This window comes from Thermoanaerobacter sp. RKWS2, assembly GCF_026240795.1.
Taxonomy (GTDB): Bacteria; Bacillota; Thermoanaerobacteria; order Thermoanaerobacterales; family Thermoanaerobacteraceae; genus Thermoanaerobacter; species Thermoanaerobacter ethanolicus.
Genome location: NZ_CP110888.1, coordinates 1174149 through 1195582, shown reverse-complemented (window position 1 = coordinate 1195582; position 21434 = coordinate 1174149). Strand labels below are relative to the sequence as shown.

Below are 21434 nucleotides of genomic sequence, written 5' to 3'. Positions count from 1 at the left end.
TTCTCCTATTTTTTTCTCCTCTCAACTATAAAGATTCGGTAGAAGACCCACAAACATAGAAATAAAGCAACTACATAACCAAAAAGCCCCAATGCATTGTAGCCGAAAACTTTATATCCCCCTTGAAATGTCAAAACCAATGAAGAAGCTACAATCAATGCTGATGCTATGATACTTACAATAACTTTATTTACCATAATATTTAAATCGTAACGCAAGCTTTCACTTTCATCAATGTTTATTCTCACTTTTATATCGTCTTTTATAAGCTTTGTCATTATACTTTGGATTTTAGAAGGCAGTTTTCTCAATACTATTATTGCTTTATGTAAATCTTTGGAGTTTTCTTTTAATATTTTAGTTAAACTAATATTTCTCAAATATACCTGCTTTATAAAATCTTTTGCTACACTAGAAATGCTAAAATCGGGATCTAAGCTTCTGCCCACACCTTCTACTGTAGCTAAAGACTTGAGGAGTAAAGTAAACTCTGGAGGCAAGATCAGCTTGTGCTTATAAACAGTTGACATTATTTTCCTCATTGAATCGTTCACACTGATATTTTTTAGTGGAGTGTTGTAAAAATAATTTATTATATGGCTCAAATCAGACTTAAGAGTTCTAAGGTTAGTATCAGGCCTTATGGCACCCATGTCCGATAAAACTTCTATTACTTCCTCAATATCATTCTCAGCAAAAGCTTTAAAAAGGTCAATTATCATTTCCCTTGAGGATTTATCAAGGTAGCCTACAATTCCAAAATCTATATATGAAATTTTGCCATCATTTGTAATTAAGATATTGCCAGGATGGGGATCTCCGTGGAAAAGACCAAATTCATAAACTTGTAAAAATATAGCCCATGCTCCCTCTCTTGCAATTTTCTTTAAATCAAAGCCTTTTTTAACAAGTAAATCTCTATTTTTTACACTTATACCTTCTACGTACTCCATTGTAAGAACGCGCTTTGTAGTGTATTCCCAATATACTTTAGGTATGTAGATATAACTTTCCTTTTCAAAATTTTCTCTAAAGCGTTCGGCATTATTCCCTTCTTGTGTGTAATCCAATTCATTGAGAAGAGATTCGGCTAATTCATCAACAATTTCTACAAAATCCAAAGGAGCATCAACTATACGCTCATTCAAAATTTTAGCAATATTCTTTAGAATTATTATATCAGCATTTATCTTTTGGGATACTTCTGGACGCTGTACTTTAACAACGACATCTTTCCCTTCTTTAATTTTTGCCCTATAAACTTGTCCAATAGAAGCTGAAGCAATAGGAGTTTCATCAAAATAAATGAAAAAATCCGATATTTTGCCTTTTAATTCACTTTCTAAAATATTCTTTATAGCTACAAAGTCTTCTGGTTCTACATCATCTTGAAGTTTAGCAAGTTCCAACAAAATATCATGAGGAATAAGGTCCCCTCTTGTACTTAAAAGCTGTCCCATTTTTATAAAAGTAGGACCTAATTCCTCTAATGTTTTTCTAACCCTCTCTCCAACTCCCATGTAATCATGACTTTTCAGTATATGAAAAGGTATATGTCCACCTTTTAACAAAATATCAGAAATAAAACTAAAACCATTTTTCGTTAAAATTTTTAATATCTCTCTATATCTTCTGGTAATATTTTTATTTCTAAAAATAAAAGGCAAATTCATTTTTTCACCTCAATAAAAATATAGTAGCATTATCTCTCAAAAGAGATATTATGCCACTACATTTTTTATATTATTTAAGACTTAGGCTTTTATAGGTTTATTAGAGATTTTTCTTCTCTTTTCTCTATTTTTAATTAATACCCAAAGAGGAGTAGAGATAAATATCGAAGAATATGCTCCCCAAGTTATACCAATAAGTAAAGGCAATGCGAAATCTTTCAATGCCTTAGGTCCTAAGAAATACATTAAAACTAGCATAATTAATACTGTCAAAACTACGTTTATCGACCGTGTAAGAGTCTGGTTTATACTCACATTCGCAATTTCTGCATAATCAGATCTTCTCATACTTTTTAAATTATCTCTTATTCTGTCAAAAATTACAATAGTATCGTGAAGAGAATAGCTAAATACTGTCAAAAGAGCCGCTATAAAAGGCGAGTCTACTGTTATTTTGAAAATAGCGTAAATTGAAATTAATATTATCACATTATGCAATAATCCAACAACTGCTGCCAAGCTCATTTCAAAATTAAATCTAAAGCCTAAATAGGTAAGCATCACTGCAGAAGCTACTAAAAGCGCTAGTATCATTCCAAATTTTATCTCAGCTCCTAAAGAAGGCCCAACTTGCTGTGACATTATTAAGTCATTTTCTGTTAAGTTGTACTTTTTTTCGATATCTTTTATTATTGAAAGCCGCGTTTCATTGGAAATAGGACTTGTCTTTATTGAAACATGATCACCTTTTGTCCCTATTTTTTGTATTTGATAGTCTTTAACTTTATATTCGTTTAAAATTTTAATTATATCCTTCGTATCAAAAGATTTGCCAATTTTAAACTCCATTATTGTTCCGCCAGTAAAATCTATTCCCCAATTAAATCCATTTACAAGCATAGCTATTACGCCAATTAAAATCATAATCCCTGATATCGCAAACCAAATTTTCGTTTTGCCAATGACATCTATATGAAATCTATGTTGGTTCACTCAATTCCCCTCCTATGCTCCATAAAGTTTTATATTCTTTGTCAACTCCATATCAAGAAGCGCATGCAACAAAAATCTCGTTACAGTTATAGCTGTGAATAAGCTGGATGTCACACCTATTAGAAGTGTTAAAGCAAATCCTTTAACATTTCCTGAACCCAAGTAGAAAAGGATAATAGCTCCAATTATAGTGGTTATATTAGCATCAAATACTGCCCTAAAAGCTTTGGCGAAGCCGGCATCTAAAGCAGGTCTTATGCTTTTACCTGCCCACAATTCCTCTTTAAATCTTTCAAAAATTAAAATATTAGTATCGACAGCCATACCTATTGACAATAAGAAACCTGCAATACCTGGCAAATCTAATGTTATATTAAATAACGCATAAACGATGAAGTTTATTAATATATATATTAATAAGGCTAAGTCTGCTACAAAACCAGGTAATCTATAAAAAGCTATCATAAACAACATAACCAGTAAAGTACCGTATATACCAGCTTTTAAGCTAGCATTCAAAGCACTCGGACCTAACGTTGCACCTACAGAACTATAAGCTATGGGTTTTAATGTGACAGGCAAAGAACCAGCTCTTATAAGTGTAGCTAATTCAGATGCTTCTTGGAAGTCCTTCAAACCAGTAATCACCGCATTTCCATTTGTGATAACACTTTGCACTGTCGGAGCTGATATTACCTTATCATCTAAAACTATTGCAATAGGTTGATTTAAAAATTTTTGAGTGGCTTCTGCAAATTTTTTTGTTCCTTCAGCATCAAGTACTAACGTAACTTCTGGTTGCTGGATTCCTGTTTGAGTTTGAGCATATACTGCTTTTGAATCTTTTACATTAGCACCTGTTAAAATAACCTGACCATCTGGACCAACAAACTTCAATTGAGCAGTTTTACCTATTATCTCTATTGCCCTATCAGGGTCATTCATGCCAGGCAACTCTACACGAATTCTATTTGACCCCTGTTGACTTATTACAGGCTGTGTCACGCCAAGAGCATCTACCCTGTTCCTTATGACTGCAATAGCTTTATTTATCGCATCTTGTGTAACATTACCTTGTGCTTCTTCTAATACATAAACGCCTCCTCTTAAGTCTAACCCCAATCTCATGTGATCCTGTACTGGGCTTATAGAATAATTGCCTGCCTTTATTCCAAAAAAGGCTATATATGCAACTATTGCTGCAACAATGATTACAGAAAAAAATTTGATAAAACCTCTACTTCTCATTCGAATCCTCCTTCGTAGTTTAACTATTTTCTATTATATTACTTTTATTGTAAACGGTCAATTGCCCAAAGTTAGAAAAATGCAATTTTGCTAATTCTACATAATGTTCATAGGAGCGATGAATATTTTCAATTTCCTCTTGAGTAAGTTTCCTTATAACTTTTGCAGGATTCCCAAAAGCAAGACTGCCCTCAGGAATCTTTTTACCTCCTGTCACTAGTGATCCTGCTCCTATTATACAATTATCTCCTATTTCTGCATCATCTAATATAATTGCTCCCATACCTATTAGCACACTATTTCCTATCTTGCACGCATGGACTATCGCCCCATGTCCTATTGTGCAGTAATTTCCTATATAACAGGGATGTCCCTCTGTAACATGTACAACACAATTATCTTGTATATTAGTTCCTTCTCCAACAACTATTTTATCTATATCTCCTCTTAGCACAGCCCCATACCATATATTTGCATCTTTTTTTATTTCTACATCTCCAATAACCTCTGCTGTTTCCGCTATATACGCCTCATCATCTATTTTGGGTTTCATACCCTTATATTCCTTTATAATCATTTTCCTCACCCTTTAGCATTTGATATGCTTTTATGGCAATCGCATTTTCAAAACGCCTTTTTTGCATTTCACAAGCCAGCTCATAAGGTTTATTAATATCTCCATTTATGTTGTAGTTATTTGCAAAGCAACCTCCACTACAATAGAACCTTGCCCAACATTTTGTACATTCTTCTCTTTTGTAAATATCGCTTTCCATAAATTTTTGCTGTAATTCTTTATTAGTTATACCTTCTTCAAGATTTCCTAATTTAAATTCCTCAATACCCACAAATTGATGGCAAGGATAAATATCCCCATCGGGAGTCACCGCTATATACTCGAAGCCAGCACCACAGCCTTGAAGCCTTTTTTTAACGCAAGGCCCTCCTTCTAAATCTATTTTAAAATGATAAAAAGAAAAAGGCCTTCCTTCTTCGTATCTCTCTATATATTCTTCTGCTAATCTGTCATATTCATTTAAAATTCTCTCTAAATGCTCTTCCTTTAAGGTATATTCTTTATCTTCTTTTTCAACTACCGGCTCTACAGATATTTCATAAACTCCTAAATCAGCAATGTGCAACACATCATTGGCAAAATCTAAATTTTTTGCTGTAAAAGTCCCTCTCACATAGTATTCTTTTTTCCCTCTTGATTCAACGAATTTTTTTATTTTTGGAACTATTGTATCATAGGTTCCACTGCCGTTTACACGAACCCTCATGTCGTCATTTACTTCTTTTCTTCCATCTAAACTAAGTACCACATTAGAAAAGTTTTCATTAAAATATTTTATTTTTTCGTCATCCAATAGTACTGCGTTAGTTGTTATAGTAAATTTAATAGTCTTTTTGTTTTCTTTTGCCTTCTGTTTTCCATATTCTACTAATTGCTTGACTACTTCAAAATTTAAAAGGGGTTCACCGCCAAAAAAATCGACTTCAATGTTTTGCCTTTTCCCAGAACTTTTTATTAAAAAATCGATTGCTTTTTTGCCCGTCTCAAAATCCATCAACTTGCGACTACCTTTAAAATCCCCAGTAGAAGCAAAACAATACTTGCACCTTAAATTGCAATCGTGAGCAACATTTAAACACATCGCTTTTATAACAGAATCATTTCTCGACACTGCAATATCTTTATATATATCTTCTGAAAATAATAGCCCTTTTTCTTTTAATTCGTCAATTTCTGCAATAGCTTCCAGTATATCTTCTTTTTTATATTTATGTTGAAGTAAATTTACAATTTCTTCTTTTGAGTGATTTTCGTAAAAGTCCAAAATATCATAAATAATATCGTCTACCACATGGATAGAGCCACTTACCGGATCTACTACAATATTCATTCCCAGTCTTTTAAATTTATGCATTAACTCTGACATTTTTTAACCTCCATTGCAAGTTTAAATGGCAGTAACTATTTTACTGCCATTTTGAGTATTATGTATTAGTGTTGACATTCTTGGTTTGCTACAGTGCAAGATGTTTTACAAGCTGATTGACAAGATGCCTGGCATTCGCCACAGCCTGGCTTTTTTAAGCTATTTTTTAACGTTGGCCTGTTAATTGTTATAACATGCTTCATTTTTCTTCCCTCCTCTTCCTGATTTATTATAACACATAAAGAGAAGGAATTGAAGCTATAAATTGATGCCTATCATACCACCTAAAGCTCCTAAAACAGCTCCCCAAGCGTATTTTACTGCCCAAGAAGAAGTAGGCCCTAATTCTTTTACAAAAAATGCTCCTAAAACTAACATAATGGTTACATATAAAATACCAGCAATTCCTCCATTTAGCCAACCCTTGTTGGTGGTATGCCTTGCAGATAAGGCACCTGATAAAACTATACCTATTATGGTTATTAATAAAGTAAGGGTAGGTAAAGTTAATTCAGATACAGCTGTAAAGGTCAAAAGCAAAGCGTAAATTATGAAAAAACTAAGAGTGATAATGTAAGCTATTAAAACTCCTGTAAAAATTCCAGTAATATTTATGCCAGTTCCCTTTTCCATGCCAAACCTTCCCTTCAAAGTCTCACCCCCACAGTTTTCTTACTAATATGTATGCTTTTTATTTTAAACATAGTACATAAAAAAAGACGCGGCAAACCGCATCTTATCACTTTTCTTCTTTTTCGTTTTTGTCACTGGCTGAGCTTATAACTCCTCCAACTGCCCATTTTGCAATCTTTAGTCTCACCTTATCTGCTCCCATTTCTAAAGTTATCACATCGTCTTTGATGTTTAAGATCTTACCATAAAAGCCGCTTTTTGTAATAATCTCATCGCCAGGTTTTAAAGAATCAAGCATTTCTCTCTCTTTCTTTTGGCGCCTTTGTTGGGGCAAAATCAACAAAAAGTAAAAGATTGCAATAAAAATAAGCATTTCAACAATTACATAAGTCGTTTGTGGATCCATCAATACTCCTCCTTATTCCTATAATATTTTTTAAAAAACTCTTTTTTAAATTCAAGCAGCCGGTCTTGCCTTATAGCTTCTCTTATTTTTCCCATCAACTTAATTAGAAAATAAAGATTATGTAAAGTAGCAAGCCTTGCTGCTAAAATTTCGTTAGCCTTAAATAAATGTCTTATATAGGCTCTTGAATAATTTCTACAAGTATAACAATCACATTCTTCGTCTAAAGGAGAAAAGTCCTCCGCATAAGGAGCATCTCTTACTATTAATTTGCCCTTGCTGGTAAAAACTGTCCCATTTCTAGCAATTCTCGTCGGAAGCACGCAGTCAAACATATCAACTCCTCGTATTACTCCCTCTATAAGGTCATCAGGACTTCCCACCCCCATAAGATATCTCGGTTTGTCTTCAGGTAAATATTCTGTAGTTAAATTTACAATGTCGTACATTACATTCTTTGGTTCTCCTACGCTTAATCCACCTATAGAGTATCCAGGAAAATCCATATCTACTAATCTTTGAGCGCACTCTTTTCTTAAATCTTCATAGGTCCCTCCTTGGACAATTCCAAAAAGAGCTTGTTTTTCAGTATTTTTGTGGGCTCTTTTTCCCCTTTCAGCCCATTTAATAGTAAGTTCCATAGATTTTTTTACATAATCGTAATCTGCAGGATAAGGTGCACACTCGTCAAAAGACATCATTATATCCGAACCTAAAGCATTTTGTATTTCTATTACTTTTTCGGGAGTAAAAAAGTGCCTAGAGCCATCTATATGAGACCTAAATTCTACACCGTCTTCTGTAATTTTTCTTAAAGAATTCAAGCTAAAAACTTGAAATCCTCCACTGTCTGTTAAAATTGCTCTATCCCAATTCATAAATTTATGAAGGCCACCAGCTTTTTCTATAATCTTATGCCCCGGCCTTAGATAAAGATGATAAGTGTTGCTTAAAATAATCGTCGCTCCAATTTCCTTTAATTCTTCAGGAGTCATAGATTTTACAGTTGCTTGTGTTCCTACTGGCATAAACACAGGCGTTTCTATAATTCCATGTGGAGTCTCTAATATTCCTAATCTCGCCTTAGTCTTACTATCTTTTTTTATGAGATGATACTTAATTGCTGCCATTATATCCTCCTATTCTACCTTTTGACTTGTAATCAACTGCTCAAATTATAAGCATTGCATCTCCAAAGCTAAAAAATCTATATCTCTCTTCAATAGCTACTTGATAAGCCCTCATTATGTTTTCTTTACCAGCAAAAGCCGACACCATCATAATTAAAGTGGACTCAGGTAAGTGAAAATTTGTTATCATACCATCAATCGCTTTAAATTTATATCCAGGATATATGAAAATATCAGTCCATCCACTTTTTTCTCTTATATAGCCATTTTCATCAGCTACAGTTTCGAGAGTACGAGTAGAAGTAGTTCCAACAGCTATTACTCTACCACCTTTTTCTCTTGTAGCATTTATTTCTTCAGCTGCTTCTTTTGTAACAATGTAAAACTCTTCATGCATTTTATGATTTTCTATTATTTCTTCCTTTACTGGTCTGAAAGTACCCAACCCTACGTGAAGGGTAATAAAAACAGTTTTTACTCCCATTTGCCTTATTTTTTCTAATAACTCTTCTGTGAAATGAAGCCCTGCAGTAGGAGCAGCTGCAGAACCTTCATATTTTGCATAGACAGTTTGATATCTCTCTTTGTCTTTTAGTTTCTTTTTGATATAAGGTGGCACAGGCATTTCTCCTAATTTATCTAATACTTCTTCAAATAAACCTTCATAATAAAATCTTACTACTCTTCCTCCAACTTCTGTATTGTCCAAAATTTCCGCAACCAATTCTCCATTTCCAAAAACAACTCTTGTCCCTACTTTAGCTCTTCTGCCAGGCTTTACTAACGTTTCCCACTCATTTACTGATAATCTTTTCAAAAGAACAAATTCTATCTTTCCTCCTGAGTCTTGTCTTCGTCCTATAAGGCGCGCAGGAATAACTTTTGTATCATTTAAAACAAGACAATCTCCCGCTTTTAAATATTTTGTTATATTTTTAAAAATATCGTGTTGAACCTCACCAGTTTTTCTATTTAAAACCATTAAACGAGAACTAGACCTATCTTCTAAAGGTTCTTGTGCAATTAATTCTTCTGGTAATTCAAAGTAAAACTCGCTGCGTTTCATTTTTTTGCGCCATCCTTTTACAGAGTTTTATTGTTTATAGTATCGTATACCTCAATACCTTTGTAATAGTATTTTAAAATATAAATGTAATTATACCCATGGTCCGCCAGTCCTCTTGCCCCATACTGGCTTAACCCTACCCCATGTCCATAACCACTGCCTTTTATAGTATAAACTTCACTGGGCTTGTCTGTCTTTTTTAATTCTTTAATACCATTTGCTCCTACAACATAAAGGGTATCTTTAGAAACCCTCGTTATACCTTCATTATTTTGAATATTTATCTCATTTAAAGAAACTTTTTGCGAATCACTGTAAGAAGAAGTCACGTACACTTCAAATTCACTGCTGCCATCGCCCTTTATATCAATCATAGTGCTTTTTAGTCCAAAAAAGATCGTATATCTCCTTTTTTCAATGCGAAAGTCCCTTTTGTACCATAAATAGTGACAGTAATCGCTCTTCCAGTCCAGCTTTTCTCAGTAACCTTTACATCTACTATATCTCCTATATCCTGTCCTTTACTTAACAGCAGGTTTTTTATCTGGTCTTTTGTGTAAGTGACTGTCCAACTGTCATTAGCACTGCTATAGCCAAAAACGTATTTATCTTCCACACCTTTTAAGTAAGGAACATCAGCAGAAAAATAATTATTATTGTCTTCGGTATATCCCCCACTGTGGGAATGATAAAGGGCATCTATAAGACTTCCTTGATATATAGCGACTACACCTTTTGTTTCATCTACCGCTTTGTTTGTAGAAGAAGATTCTCCATCATACCCTTTGTAAACTTGTGTTTTATCATCATCTGTCAAATCAAATCCATATTTTCCATATCTCCCTATATTTTTCGCTGCATAAGTTCGCGCTGCAACTGCCTGGGCTTTTAGAGCTTCTATATTCCACCATGCCGGCATCTCAGCCGGCACAACACCATATAAATATTCTTCCAATGGCACAACATTTATAGCAGTCATGTCACTGTCTTGTTGCCTTCTAAATTCAAACATGCCTCTGTAACGTTTTGATTCTATCGCAAGGGGCAAGCCAGCAGGATTAAGTTTACTTACATATAAATCATCCTTCATATTAAATAAAAACAGGTTTTTTGTCCCATTGCTTATTAAAATATTTTTATCCGGCAACACTTTGGATATATTGGTATAATTTTTGGAAAAAATTTCATAGGCAGATTGCAAATCCGGAAGCGCCAAATAAGGTCCTATGTATACATGATATTTGCCATCAAATCCTATAAAAGCATTCGGAATTTGGTTTGCTATTTTATCGTAATCAGCATTCACCATGTCCAGATTATCATAGCTTCCCACCATTAAATAGAAATTATCATCTTTTGCAACTTGTATGTTTTGCATGCTGGTGCTAAAAATATTAATCAAATTTCCTGTATTGTCTTGATAAGCAAAATTAAAACCTCCGGGAGAAGAAAGCTGGTAAGAAGATTTCGCAGTTTGTCCATAAAAAAGCCCTACTTTTATAACCTTCGGAATGCTGATATCAGCATTCACGGTAGGATAAGGTGAGAGAGTTAAAATCATGACACTAATTATACTCCCTATTATAAATTTTTTCAACCTCACAAAATACAACCCCTTTTCATATGTTATCTTCTAAAAAGCCAAAAAATTAATGTAAAAACCAGGCTCAATAAAAGGCTTGTCATAATAGGAAAATAAAAAGTGAAATTTCCTTTTTGATAAACTATATCTCCCGGCAAACGTCCTAAACCAATTTTTGAACCTACAGAAAAAAGCACCCCTATTAAAATTAATATAGCTCCTATAAATATCAACATTTTACCAAAACTATCAAACACCTTCTATCCTCCCCTGTTCTATATAAGGATATTTAAGGTAATCATAAGCTAATTTTGTAACAACTCTTCCTCGCGGAGTCCTGTTTAAAAAACCTATTTGTAAAAGATAAGGTTCATAAACATCCTCTATTGTATCCCCATCTTCTCCTATTGATGCAGCAATAGCATCGATTCCTACAGGACCACCGCCAAACTTTTCTATAATAGAAACCAAAATCTTTCTATCAATGTATTCTAATCCCATCTCATCTACACCTAATACGTCCAGCGCTTCTTTGGAAGTTTTAAAATCAATGTATCCATTTCCTCTTACTTGTGCGAAATCTCTCACCCGTTTTAGAAGTCTATTGGCAATTCTCGGAGTCCCCCGTGACCTTTTAGCAATCTCCAAAGCTGCATCTTCATCAATTCCAATGTTTAAAATATTCGCTGACCTTTTAATTATTTCTTTTAATTCCTCCACTGAATAGTAATCCAAACGGTTTATAACCCCAAATCTGTCTCTCAAAGGAGAAGTCATAAGAGCAGCCCTTGTCGTAGCCCCAATTAAAGTAAAACGCGGAAGACTAAGCCTTATAGACCTGGCACTTGGGCCTTTTCCTATTACTATATCCAATTCAAAGTCTTCCATTGCAGGATATAGAATCTCTTCTACACTTCTATTAAGCCTGTGAATCTCATCTATAAAAAGTATGTCATTTTCCTGTAAATTAGTCAAAATTGCTGCCAAATCTCCCGACTTTTCTATAGCAGGACCTGAGGTTATTTTTATTCCTACTCCCATTTCATTAGAAATTACTGTGGCTAAAGTCGTTTTTCCAAGGCCAGGAGGACCATATAGTAGGACATGGTCAAGGGGCTCTTTTCTCATCTTAGCGGCTTCTATGTAAATTTTTAATTCCTCTTTTATCTTTTGCTGACCTATATACTCAGAAAGCCACCTAGGACGCAAACTGTATTCAGAGGCATCTTCTTGTGTAAAACTTTGAGTTAGTATTCTCTCCTCCATTCAATTCACCCTATTTCATTAATTTTTTCAAAGCTTGCTTTACAGCTTCTTCTACGCTATCACAGGTGATATCCGCCAAAGCATAAATAGCTTCACTTTTGGTATAACCCAAAGCTAATAAAGCTTCTAAGGCCTCATTTGAAAAATTATTATCACCTTCAAAAACTATTTCTTTTGGAAGCTTATCTTTTAATTCCAAAATAATTCTCTCAGCAGTCTTCTTGCCTATTCCCGGAGCTATCGTAAGAGCTTTATAATCGCCTACGTTAACTGCTTTTACAAAATTATCAATAGAAACCACGGACAAAATAGACAAAGCTCCTTTAGGCCCTACACCACTAACAGACAATAATTTCTCAAATAAATCTAACTCTTCTTTTGTTTTAAAGCCAAAAATTTGGAAACCATCTTCTCTCATATGTAAATATGTATAAAGCTTGGTTATATTTCCTTTAGAAGGTAAAACTTTCAAAGTAGAAAATGGGACAAAAACCTTTATACCTATACCCATAAAGTCAATCACTACATAATCTTGTCCAATATCTTCAATCATTCCTCTAATATACTCAATCATCTTGAATACCCCAGCTTTTCAATCATATTGTTACTGTGACAATGGCATATAGCAACTGCCAATGCATCAGCTACATCGTCAGGTTTAGGAATTTCCTCAAGATTTAATAAAACCTTCACCATTTGTTGGACTTGATATTTATCTGCTCTTCCGTACCCTACCACTGCTTGTTTAACTTGCAAAGGAGTATATTCAAAAACCTTTATTCCCGAATTGACAGCAGCTAAAATAGAAACTCCTCTGGACTCCCCAATAGTTATGACAGTCTTTGCGTTTTTATTATAAAAAAGCTCTTCTATAGCTACTACATCAGGACTGTAAGATTTTATAAGTGATATAATTCCATTATATATATCGTGTAGGCGCAAAGCCTTATCAATACCAGCTTTTGTAGTAACTGCACCGTAGTCTATAACAGTAAACTTATTGGATTTGTAATCTATTATACCATAGCCCATTATGGCAATTCCAGGATCTATCCCTAATACCCTCATTATATCTCCTCTCCTTTTATTTATTTTAACATCAATGGACTTTATAAACAAGAAAAAGTTCTCCTAAAAGCATAGGAGAACTTAAGAGCTCAAATTTGCTAATATTTGGTATGCTTCATCTTTGTCTTTTGTAATTATATTTTTCATCACCCTTTCTCTGTCAAAAGGTGTTAAACTGTCCAAAGGTATGTCTGTTTTCTCTACAATTTCTTTATTGCCATTTCCGTCACTTTTTAATAAAACCACATATCCATTCATACTAGTAATTATATAATAATCTGGAGGTAATCCTTCTTTTTCCCTATAGAGAACTATTTCGTCTTCATCAAAACTTTTAACTTCCCAATCACTATATATCCTCGCAATTTCTTCCTTGCTTTTCCCATAAAGAGAAGGAGTTAAATTTTGAACTTCACGCACTATTTCTCCATTTTCAAGATATTTAGTTTCAAATATGAGTTTACTTTGGGAAATTAATTTTTTAGCAAGAGCTTCTTGTTGAGAAGAAATCCTCTGTTCATAAGTTATATTTTTTTCTGTTCTTTGCTTTTCATTATCTTTAACATTAATTAAATATCCAATCATCACTCCTATAAATATAGCTAACAAATATATGGCAACCATTTTATAGGAAATTAGCTTTTTCATAACATCTCCTCCTGTTTTATGTAATTATAACCAATTTTAAAAAATTTATTCTCTTTGCAGGATTTTGTCAAAAAATATCGAATAATATCTATAAGGGAGGAGATGGTAAAGTGGCAAATCAAATTGTAGTTTTTAAATTAAACAATGAAGACTTTTGCGTAGACATTAATCAGGTAATAGAAATTATACGGCTTCAAACGATTATTAAAGTACCTGATGCCCCCTCTTTTGTAGAAGGCATAACTAACCTAAGAGGAACAGTTATTCCTATTGTAGATTTAAAAAAGCGCTTCAATTTGCCTTTATCAGAAAAAAATGACAATAATCGGATTATCGTAGTAAATGTCACTAACAGACCAGTAGGTTTTATCGTAGACTCAGTAACAGAAGTTTTACATGTAGACGATAGTTCCATACAAGAAGCTCCAGACATAATAAAAGGAATTGGGAAAGAGTACATAACATCTATTATCAATTTAAACGACAGATTAATCATCAACTTAGACTTACATAAAGTTTTAACAGAAAAAGAAAAGAAAGAGATAGAAGAAATTTAGCCTCTTCTATCTCTTTCTTTTATTCCTCATCTTCGTCTTCTATTTCCACATTGTGATAAACGTTTTGTACATCGTCATTTTCTTCTAATTTGTCAATTAACTTTTCAAATTTTTCGTAGTCTTCAGGACTTAGTTGTATAGTATTTTTAGGAAGCATAGTAACTTCTGCTTCAGAAATTTTATAGCCTGCTTTTTCAATCGCTTCTTTTACTTCTTGAAAATTTGAAGGTTCAGTAATTATTTCGAATTCTTCATCTTCTGCAGAAAAGTCTTGCGCACCTGCATCTATTGCAACCATCGCTAATTCGTCTTCATCAATAGAATCATTTTTTTCAACAATTATAATTCCGACTTTGTCAAACATCCATGTAACAGAACCAGCTGCTCCTAAACTACCACCATGCCTATCAAAAATATGCCTTATTTCACCAGCAGTTCTGTTTTTATTGTCAGTCAAAGCTTCAACAATTATGGCAGTACCAGAAGGACCGTATCCTTCATATATTACTTCTTCTAAATTAGCTCCTCCTAATTCACCGGTACCTTTTTTAATAGCCCTTTGTATATTTTCATTTGGCAAATTATTAGCTTTTGCCTTTTCTATAGCATCTCTTAATTTACTGTTAGTGTTAGGGTCTCCACCGCCTTCTTTAGCCGCTTTTATAATATCTTTGGTAAGCTTTGTAAAAATTCTTCCCTTTTTAGCGTCCATTTTCTCTTTTTTGTGTTTTATATTAGCCCATTTTGAATGCCCTGACATAAAAAAACCTCCTTTACTGTGTCTAAAATATTTTAACACAATAATTTATGGCTTGTAAATCTAATCTTCTCTAAAAAGTTGTGTACTTAAATACCTCTCTCCACTGTCAGGAGCTATTGCTAAAACCTTTTTACCTTTGCCTAACTTCTTAGCAACTTCAATTGCTGCCCATAAGGAAGCACCTGTAGAAATTCCTCCAAGTATGCCTTCTTTTTTTGCCAAAAGGCGAGTCACCTCAAAGGCATCTTCATCTTTTACAGCAATTACTTCATCTATGACATTTCTATCTAACACCTTAGGGATGAAGCCTGCGCCAATCCCTTGAATCTTATGAGGTCCAGGCTCTTTACCAGAAAGCACTGCTGCTGAATAAGGTTCTACCGCAATAATCTTTATATTAGAAAATTTATTTTTTAATATTTTTCCTACTCCTGTAATAGTTCCCCCCGTACCTACACCTGCAACAAAAGCATCAAGACCCTCGTTAAAATCTTCAATTATCTCTTTAGCAGTAGTCTCTTCATGGATTAAAGGATTTGCAAAATTTTCAAACTGTTGTGGCATAAAATAGTTTTTATTCTGCCTTACTAATTCTTCTGCTTTTTTTATAGCGCCTTCCATCCCCAATTTGCCAGGGGTAAGAACTACTTCTGCCCCATACGCCGCTAAAAGCATTCTTCTTTCCATGCTCATAGTATCAGGCATAACTATTATTACTTTATACCCTTTTGCTGCCCCTACCATCGCCAACCCTATACCTGTATTTCCGCTGGTAGGTTCAATAATTACACTTCCTTTTTTTAATTTTCCTTCTTTTTCTGCCTTTTCTATCATGGAAAAAGCTACCCTATCTTTAACGCTGCCTCCAGGATTAAAAAATTCTAATTTTAAATAAATTTCCGCCCATTCTTTCTCCACAATTTTATTTAACTTAACTACTGGCGTTTTTCCAATCAGCTCAAAAACATTGTTGGCAATCATAAAATTTACCTCCATTTGCACATTACTATAAAAATTTTAAACTTTCTAAGCTAAACATGTCAAATGGAAATTAGAATATCAAAAGAATTTAGTGAAAAAATAATAATATCAAGCTGTAAAAGGTGATAAAAATGACTGATAAACTAAAACTTTTCTCTATAGGCTTTATAACTGGTATCGTAAACGGTCTTTTAGGGGCAGGAGGAGGCACTTTAATAGTCCCAGCATTGGTATTTTTACTTGGTATAGAAGACCATAAGGCTCATGCTACGGCAATTTCAATTATACTTCCTATCACTCTAGTCAGTAGTTTAGTGTATTTGCAAAATAAAATAATCGACATTCCTTTAACTATTAACATAGCTCTAGGAAGTACGATGGGAGGAATTATTGGTGCATATTTTCTTAATAAAATTTCCATTCCTTTATTACGAAAAATTTTTGGAATAATAATGCTTATAGCTTCCGTCAGGATGTGGATATCATGAAACTATTTCTAATAGGACTTTTTTCAGGAATTGTAGGAGGAATGGGAATTGGAGGAGGGACAATTCTCATCCCTGCCTTGACAATCTTTACTGGAACCGAGCAACACATTGCTCAAAGCGTTAATCTTTTTTCTTTTATTCCTACAGCAATTATTGCATTAATATACCATTTTAAAAGTAAAAACATAAAGTATAAAATCATATTGCTTATAATAATAGGTGGAATGATAGGAAGTTTTGTTGGAGCTATTATAGCAGCAATTACAAAAGCCTTTATATTAAAAAAAATATTCGCTGTTTTTTTATTCTGTATGGGAATATACGAATTTTCCTCAAAACCTCGCAAATAGTCAAATAAGAGGAGATGGCTCTCCTCTTATTTTCTCTTATCTGTTTCCAACATTACACAGGTATTATAAATAACTTTTAGCCCAAGGTTTTTAGCTTTTTCCACCAGCTCCTCACTTTCTGCCCCTGGCTGAAACCAAATAAATTCCACACCTAATTTTGCTGCTTCTTCTACGTACTGTTCACCTCTGTTAGGAGGAACTACCATATCTACAACTTCTGGTATTACAGGTAAGCTGGATAAAGAGTCATAGCAAGGATCTCCATCTACTTCTCGAAATTTTGGATTAACAGGATAAGCTGTATACCCGTTCAATTTAAGAGTTCGGTAAATTTGATAGCCATATTTACTCTCTCGAGGGAGTGCTCCTACTACAGCCCACACTTTTCTTTTCATAGCTTCTTCTACATAATCTATGTAGGAATAATCCCACTCCATTCTTTTTTACCTCCTAATTTAATAGGGGCTTAAATTAATGCACCCCTATTTACTTTTCTCTCACCATTTTATAAGAGATAAAATTTATGTTCCATAATATTCATCGCCTTTTTTTAAAAGGTACACATCTTCTTCAATTTTTATATCACACTTTTTACTTGTCAAATCGTTTATAAAAGTTTGAAATTCTAATAGATGGTTTTCTTCAATATGTAATACTATAGAAACTTTATCTGAATATATAGTATCCTTAATGTAATAACCTTTTTTTAAAAGCTCATTTTGAATCTTTCCCAGGAAAGTATAATCAAAAGTGAGTATAACACTTTTCGCAGGTATTTTTTCTATTATTCCAGCAGCATCAATACCAACTTTTGCCCCTTTTGTATAAGCTCTCACTAATCCTCCTGCTCCTAACAATATTCCGCCAAAATACCTTGTAACTACAACAGCAACGTTTTTTAATCCTTCTTTTTTGATTACATTTAATACTGGTATGCCTGCTGTTCCAGAAGGCTCTCCATCATCACTAAAACGCTGAATTTCATCATTTTCTCCAATAACATAAGCATAAACGTTATGGGTTGCCACTCTGTGACTTGCCCTAATTTCCTCTATAAATTTTATCGCCTCTTCCTCTGAAGAAACTGGTTTAGCATGTCCGATAAATCTGGAACGCTTTATTTCGATTTCAGCAACTCCGTAAGAGTATAGTGTTTTATAACTTTTAGCCAAAATAGCACCCCTTTTGTCATTATACCAAATTATAATCAAAAAATAAAGCCGTTGCCGGCTTTATAAGGCTTTATTAAAGCTTTTTCGCTTTACGCCAGAGCCTTGTCAACGTCTTATATTTAAAATAAGAAACGTTTACAAGTGATTTGTCTTGACTATAGGTAATCATCTCCAAAGCCTTGTCTATAGGATAAAATCCTCCATCAACAAAACCATCTTCTTTGCTAATATTAAATTCCTCATCGGCGGTAATCATGAGATACCAAGTGATTTTATTAAAGACAGGACGTTGACGGGTGACAGAATAGAATTCGTAGCTGGTTTCGCCAGCAGTAGAAAGGACTTCAACAGATTTAAGACCTGTTTCAGCACAGACTCTCCTTATAGCCACATCAATAGGTAATTCATTATTTCTAATAACCCCTTTGGGTAACACCCACTCCCCTTTATCATTTTTGAGGATAAATACACTGTCTCCTTTGAATACAACTCCTCCAGCGCAATCTCTTATTAACATTTCCAAGCCCCCTAAAATTTTTATTTTTTCTCCTAATATAATATTCTTTAAAAACTCTTAAATTCCTTCTTAAATTTTTAATTTTATTTTTATTTTTTCGCACATCTCCACAATTATACATCAAAATTTAATTTTCCCACCAGAAAATTAATTTACCAGTATAAAAATCTTTAAATTATAAAAAATATCTAATGTACAAAGCAAGGAAGGAGAGTTTTAAATGCATATAATTTATCACTGTTATGGTGGGACCCATACTTCTGTAATAGCAGCTTATATACATACTGGAAAACTGCCAATGGACAGAATTCCTTCTAAAGAAGAAATAGAAAGTATACCTTTATTTGATAAACTAAATGGCCAAAATGACCCGGGACACATCGTTCCTATTGGCACTGATGAATATGGCAACAACGTGTATTCTATGGGAGTAAAAAATGCTAAAAAGTTAATTGAGCCAGCTCTTAAAGATTTATACTATCATATGTTCAATACAAACGAAGGACTGCTTTTGATTGACACGACTGGTGCTACAAACTGGATTATGAAAATTGGAGGATTTACTTCTATTGCTTTAAAATTTCCTGTTATAGGAAGACCTTTAGTCATTTATGGTACGCAAAAAGCTTATAAAAAAATTGTTCAAATAGTTAAAAACGTAAAGGCTCAAGAAAAAGCAGAGTACAACGCTATTAAACGATGATAAAATCTTTAAGTCTTTCCTTTATTTCTTTTTGAACTTCGGCTTTTATCATTATCCCTTTCTCACTATAATTTTCTCCAATTATTTTTGTTTTTCTTTTAAATAATTGTATTCTTTAGTCTTATCATAAGGCAATAGAAAATTCACTACTTCCACATCTTTAAAAATTTCTCTTTCTATTGCTTGCAATAACTTATCAAATCCAATTTTATTTTTTGCAGAAATATAAACTTCTCTTTCATTTCCTTTAGGTACAACTTCCAAAAGGTCAATTTTATTAAAAACATTTATCTTAGGGGTATTAATAGCCCCTAAATCTGAAAGAACCTTTTCTACAACCTTTATCTTTTCCTCCATATCTGGTGAAGTCACATCAATTACATGAAGCAATAAATCTGCATATTTAACCTCTTCTAGCGTAGATTTAAAAGCCTCCACGAGATCGTGAGGCAACTTTCTAATAAAACCTACAGTATCAATCAAAATTACTTCTCTCCCTGAAGACAAAACAAGTCTCCGCGCAGTAGGATCAAGTGTTGCAAATAATTTATCTTCAACGTATACTTCTGCATTAGTTAAAGCATTAAGCAGCGTGGATTTTCCTGCATTTGTATACCCTACTATAGCTATCACAGGAATACGGTTTTTCTTACGCCTTTCCCTTTGTAAGCTTCTGTGCCTTTCTATTTCTTCTAACTTCTTTTCTATCGCTTTTATTCTATTCTTTATATGCCTTCTATCTGTCTCTAATTTTGTCTCACCAGGACCCCTTGTACCTATTCCTCCACCTAATCTTGAAAGTTGTCCACCAAGACCTGCAAGACGTGGCAGCCGATACTTCAATTGGGCTAATTCTACTTGTAACATTCCTTCTTTTGACTTTGCTCTTTTTGCAAATATATCAAGAATAAGATTTGTTCTATCAATAACTTTTACATTTAAAAAGTCTTCCATATTTTTAATTTGTGTACCAGTAAGTTCATCATTGACAATGACAAGGTCAATTTCTTGATTTTCAGCAAAGAATTTTAATTCTTCCAGCTTTCCTTTACCAATATAGTGAGCTTTGTCAATTGTATTGCGCTTTTGTGTCATTACTCCTACTACTTCAGCTCCAGCTGTTAAAGCAAGTTCTTTTAATTCTTCCATGCTTTCTTCATCTTCAGGTGTAGAAATAATTCCTACTAAAATAGCTCGTTCTATTTTCTTATTTCTGTTTAACTCTTCCATAACATCACCAACCTTGAAAAATGTGCTGTAAATATAAATATATCACAAATAAAGGAATTTATAAATAATGAAATAGGTAAATTAATAGCACTTTTTATAAAAAGGGTATTGAAATTTTCATTAACCTGTGATAATATATGAAATGTAGTAACTCGCCGAAGTGGTGGAATTGGCAGACGCGCTGGACTCAAAATCCAGTGGGGCTCACACCCCGTGTGGGTTCGACTCCCACCTTCGGCACCAGAAAAATCAAGAAATGTAGCCGTTAGCACTTTGCTAACGGCTTTTGGTTTTTTATATCACTTTGCAAACATTTTGCAAACATAAAAAATAAAAGCAGATAAAAATAGATAAAATAAATGTACTGGCCTCTGTTATATCGTTACCCCTAATACTACATAAGCTGCTCTATTGATAATATGACCGTCTGTTCTTACTTTGTAATGGATGGCATCCATAAATATGAAAGTGTATATCTTTTCTAATGGCCTTGATTGCCATTCTTTTATTTCTGCTACTATTCTTTCGGTTATTTTACTTACCATTTCTACAGATAGTTCTATTCCATACAGGTCTTTTATCTGGTCATGAATATCTCTTGTTGACATTCCTCTTGCATATAGAGCTATTACTCTTTCTTCAATTCCTGATATGTCTCTTTTGTATTTTGGAACTATTTTAGGTTCAAATTCTCCTTGTCTGTCTCTTGGAATATCAATTTCCATCTCACCAAATTGCGTTTTTACTGTCTTTTGAGTATAGCCATTTCTTGAATTTTGAGTATCTTTGTCTTTTTTGTCATATCTTTCGTAGCCAAGTTCTGTTGAAAGTTCTGCTTCAAGCATTTCTTGAATAGTATCTTTAAAAAGATTTTTTAATGATGTATAAAGGTCTGGAATAGATTGAATATTGTTTTCACTAATGAAATTTCTTAATTGTTCTTTTGTCAATAGTGACATTTTTAAAACCTACTTCTTGGTTTTGTATATATTCTAATTCTTACCAAGAAAGAGGTTTTTA

Annotated in this window: 24 protein-coding genes, 1 tRNA gene and 3 pseudogenes; 5 read left to right on the top strand and 23 right to left on the bottom strand. The window is 33.5% G+C overall.

What is annotated here, in order from left to right:
• Positions 1-5: 5 nt before the first annotated feature.
• From ubiB to OEI98_RS06010, 16 genes and pseudogenes are all read right to left on the bottom strand, one after another.
• Positions 6-1673, bottom strand: a complete 1668-nt coding sequence (gene ubiB, locus OEI98_RS06090; protein WP_004401810.1) for a 2-polyprenylphenol 6-hydroxylase — start codon at positions 1671-1673, stop codon at positions 6-8.
• Between the two features lie 81 nt (positions 1674-1754).
• Complete coding sequence (gene secF / locus OEI98_RS06085) at positions 1755-2666, bottom strand: protein translocase subunit SecF (RefSeq protein ID WP_004401812.1); 912 nt, start codon at positions 2664-2666, stop codon at positions 1755-1757.
• Between the two features lie 12 nt (positions 2667-2678).
• Complete coding sequence (secD, locus tag OEI98_RS06080) at positions 2679-3914, bottom strand: protein translocase subunit SecD (protein ID WP_004401814.1); 1236 nt, start codon at positions 3912-3914, stop codon at positions 2679-2681.
• 19 nt (positions 3915-3933) lie between these two features.
• Positions 3934-4491: a gamma carbonic anhydrase family protein gene (locus OEI98_RS06075; RefSeq protein ID WP_004401822.1), complete on the bottom strand. Its 558-nt coding sequence runs from the start codon at positions 4489-4491 to the stop codon at positions 3934-3936.
• Positions 4472-5857, bottom strand: coding sequence for a thioether cross-link-forming SCIFF peptide maturase (scfB, locus tag OEI98_RS06070; RefSeq protein WP_074591871.1), 1386 nt, complete (start codon positions 5855-5857; stop codon positions 4472-4474). The genes OEI98_RS06075 and scfB overlap by 20 nt, the downstream gene beginning before the upstream one ends.
• 65 nt (positions 5858-5922) lie before the next feature.
• Entirely contained in the window at positions 5923-6060 is a 138-nt protein-coding gene (scfA, locus tag OEI98_RS06065; protein ID WP_004401825.1) for a six-cysteine ranthipeptide SCIFF, read from the bottom strand.
• A gap of 55 nt (positions 6061-6115) precedes the next feature.
• Positions 6116-6508, bottom strand: a complete 393-nt coding sequence (locus OEI98_RS06060; RefSeq protein ID WP_003869762.1) for a TIGR04086 family membrane protein — start codon at positions 6506-6508, stop codon at positions 6116-6118.
• A gap of 88 nt (positions 6509-6596) precedes the next feature.
• Positions 6597-6896 (bottom strand): preprotein translocase subunit YajC, encoded by a 300-nt coding sequence (yajC, locus tag OEI98_RS06055; protein WP_003869761.1) that lies wholly within the window; start codon positions 6894-6896, stop codon positions 6597-6599.
• Positions 6896-8026, bottom strand: a complete 1131-nt coding sequence (gene tgt / locus OEI98_RS06050) for a tRNA guanosine(34) transglycosylase Tgt (RefSeq protein WP_004401827.1) — start codon at positions 8024-8026, stop codon at positions 6896-6898. The genes yajC and tgt overlap by 1 nt, the downstream gene beginning before the upstream one ends.
• Before the next feature lie 40 nt (positions 8027-8066).
• Positions 8067-9092 carry a tRNA preQ1(34) S-adenosylmethionine ribosyltransferase-isomerase QueA gene (gene queA, locus OEI98_RS06045; protein WP_004401829.1) on the bottom strand — a complete coding sequence of 342 codons (1026 nt, stop codon included), beginning with the start codon at positions 9090-9092 and terminating at the stop codon, positions 8067-8069.
• 17 nt (positions 9093-9109) lie between these two features.
• Positions 9110-10695: pseudogene (locus tag OEI98_RS06035) on the bottom strand (SpoIID/LytB domain-containing protein).
• A gap of 23 nt (positions 10696-10718) precedes the next feature.
• On the bottom strand, positions 10719-10931 hold the full coding sequence (locus OEI98_RS06030) for a DUF2905 domain-containing protein (RefSeq protein WP_004401832.1): 213 nt from the start codon (positions 10929-10931) through the stop codon (positions 10719-10721).
• The gene (gene ruvB / locus OEI98_RS06025) at positions 10924-11940 is read right to left on the bottom strand and encodes a Holliday junction branch migration DNA helicase RuvB (protein ID WP_004401833.1); all 1017 of its coding nucleotides are present in this window, start codon (positions 11938-11940) and stop codon (positions 10924-10926) included. Before ruvB ends, OEI98_RS06030 begins: the two co-directional genes overlap by 8 nt.
• Before the next feature lie 10 nt (positions 11941-11950).
• Positions 11951-12514, bottom strand: coding sequence for a Holliday junction branch migration protein RuvA (ruvA, locus tag OEI98_RS06020; RefSeq protein ID WP_003869755.1), 564 nt, complete (start codon positions 12512-12514; stop codon positions 11951-11953).
• Positions 12511-13008 carry a crossover junction endodeoxyribonuclease RuvC gene (gene ruvC / locus OEI98_RS06015; RefSeq protein WP_003869754.1) on the bottom strand — a complete coding sequence of 166 codons (498 nt, stop codon included), beginning with the start codon at positions 13006-13008 and terminating at the stop codon, positions 12511-12513. Before ruvC ends, ruvA begins: the two co-directional genes overlap by 4 nt.
• A gap of 81 nt (positions 13009-13089) precedes the next feature.
• Positions 13090-13656, bottom strand: a complete 567-nt coding sequence (locus tag OEI98_RS06010) for a hypothetical protein (RefSeq protein WP_004401836.1) — start codon at positions 13654-13656, stop codon at positions 13090-13092.
• Between the two features lie 110 nt (positions 13657-13766).
• Here OEI98_RS06010 and OEI98_RS06005 point away from each other — a divergent pair, with 110 nt between their 5' ends.
• A complete protein-coding gene (locus tag OEI98_RS06005; RefSeq protein WP_003869752.1) occupies positions 13767-14213 on the top strand; it encodes a chemotaxis protein CheW in 447 nt (148 codons plus the stop codon).
• 19 nt (positions 14214-14232) lie between these two features.
• Here the strand turns inward: OEI98_RS06005 and OEI98_RS06000 are convergent, their stop codons facing one another.
• Both OEI98_RS06000 and cysK read right to left on the bottom strand, forming a co-directional pair.
• The gene (locus OEI98_RS06000; RefSeq protein ID WP_004401838.1) at positions 14233-14973 is read right to left on the bottom strand and encodes a YebC/PmpR family DNA-binding transcriptional regulator; all 741 of its coding nucleotides are present in this window, start codon (positions 14971-14973) and stop codon (positions 14233-14235) included.
• Positions 14974-15033: 60 nt separating this feature from the next.
• Positions 15034-15954: a cysteine synthase A gene (gene cysK, locus OEI98_RS05995; RefSeq protein ID WP_004401841.1), complete on the bottom strand. Its 921-nt coding sequence runs from the start codon at positions 15952-15954 to the stop codon at positions 15034-15036.
• Between the two features lie 131 nt (positions 15955-16085).
• On the opposite strand from cysK, the gene OEI98_RS05990 reads away from it, so the two are divergent.
• Positions 16086-16442, top strand: coding sequence for a sulfite exporter TauE/SafE family protein (locus OEI98_RS05990; RefSeq protein WP_003869749.1), 357 nt, complete (start codon positions 16086-16088; stop codon positions 16440-16442).
• Positions 16439-16792, top strand: coding sequence for a sulfite exporter TauE/SafE family protein (locus tag OEI98_RS05985; RefSeq protein WP_003869748.1), 354 nt, complete (start codon positions 16439-16441; stop codon positions 16790-16792). The genes OEI98_RS05990 and OEI98_RS05985 overlap by 4 nt, the downstream gene beginning before the upstream one ends.
• 26 nt (positions 16793-16818) lie before the next feature.
• On the opposite strand, the gene OEI98_RS05980 is transcribed toward OEI98_RS05985, so the two are convergent.
• From OEI98_RS05980 to OEI98_RS05970, 3 genes are all read right to left on the bottom strand, one after another.
• Entirely contained in the window at positions 16819-17229 is a 411-nt protein-coding gene (locus OEI98_RS05980) for a CoA-binding protein (protein ID WP_003869747.1), read from the bottom strand.
• 84 nt (positions 17230-17313) lie between these two features.
• On the bottom strand, positions 17314-17964 hold the full coding sequence (locus OEI98_RS05975; protein ID WP_004401844.1) for a YigZ family protein: 651 nt from the start codon (positions 17962-17964) through the stop codon (positions 17314-17316).
• A gap of 73 nt (positions 17965-18037) precedes the next feature.
• The gene (locus OEI98_RS05970) at positions 18038-18481 is read right to left on the bottom strand and encodes an NUDIX hydrolase (protein WP_266040208.1); all 444 of its coding nucleotides are present in this window, start codon (positions 18479-18481) and stop codon (positions 18038-18040) included.
• Positions 18482-18701: 220 nt separating this feature from the next.
• Here OEI98_RS05970 and OEI98_RS05965 point away from each other — a divergent pair, with 220 nt between their 5' ends.
• On the top strand, positions 18702-19184 hold the full coding sequence (locus OEI98_RS05965; RefSeq protein ID WP_004401845.1) for a DUF3189 family protein: 483 nt from the start codon (positions 18702-18704) through the stop codon (positions 19182-19184).
• Here OEI98_RS05965 and hflX read toward each other — a convergent pair.
• Positions 19174-20414 (bottom strand): annotated as a pseudogene (hflX, locus tag OEI98_RS05960) (GTPase HflX). The gene OEI98_RS05965 and the pseudogene hflX sit on opposite strands and share 11 nt — an antisense overlap.
• 154 nt (positions 20415-20568) lie before the next feature.
• On the opposite strand from hflX, the gene OEI98_RS05955 reads away from it, so the two are divergent.
• Positions 20569-20657: transfer RNA gene (locus OEI98_RS05955), tRNA-Leu, on the top strand.
• A gap of 134 nt (positions 20658-20791) precedes the next feature.
• Here OEI98_RS05955 and OEI98_RS05950 read toward each other — a convergent pair.
• Positions 20792-21373, bottom strand: a pseudogene (locus OEI98_RS05950) (IS256 family transposase); the annotation flags it as partial.
• Positions 21374-21434: the final 61 nt, after the last annotated feature.